Origin of the sequence: Winogradskyella psychrotolerans RS-3 (assembly GCF_000427335.1) — a bacterium.
Lineage (GTDB): Bacteria > Bacteroidota > Bacteroidia > Flavobacteriales > Flavobacteriaceae > Winogradskyella > Winogradskyella psychrotolerans.
Genome location: NZ_ATMR01000107.1, coordinates 1 through 721 on the forward strand (window position 1 = coordinate 1; position 721 = coordinate 721).

Annotated in this window: 1 protein-coding gene; it reads left to right on the forward strand. The window is 42.3% G+C overall.

Features of this window, described 5'->3' with window-relative positions; genetic code table 11:
* Window positions 1-47 precede the first annotated feature (47 nt).
* A partial coding sequence (locus tag ADIWIN_RS11180; protein ID WP_152487253.1) for a hypothetical protein occupies window positions 48-721 on the forward strand: 674 nt, incomplete at its 3' end.

Sequence of the window (721 nt, forward strand, 5' to 3'; positions counted from 1 at the left end):
ATATACTGACTCAGTTTGTTCGAACGGGTGACCCAAAATATTTTTATGTGGCTGAAGAATCTGCCCGTCATTTGAGCGAGGTAGATGTGGTCCATTTTGTGAATGATGATTTGAAAGAATATTTTTCTAAATGGGAATCAAAATCCTATCCCTCAAGACCGGGAATGGTTCACGAACACAGTATAGGCCATGTTGGTGGGCTCCACCCTGTTGAAAAAGTGAAGGAACTCTATGTAGACTTGGACATTGGCAAAGGAAACCCTAATCCTTACCTGTGTCTGGACCCATTTAATCTAGGCCACATATTTACCCTTGGAATGTCCTATTATTATTTACTAACCGGAGATCCATGGATGAAAGAAACAGTGAACCGAATTGGGGATAATTTAATAAAATTGGCGGAAGACAGGACATATAAATTCAAAGGTGGTAGTCATTCCGGCCGGATAAATGGTTGGACCATGCTTGCCTTGGCTGGTGAATACAACATAAACCCTACAAAGCGTTGTTTGAATGCCATGAAACATCTGGCAGACGATGCACTTGCTGAACAAAATGCACATAGTGGTGGCTGGTTGTACAGCCTTCCTTGGGGTCATTGCAATTGCGTTTCCATTGAGGACCGGAAGAAGGGGGTTCCTTCTCACGTGGGAGAAGCTGGTTTTATAAGTTCTATCAGGTTAAACGGTTTGAGTTATTATTATCGACTTACAGGTGATGA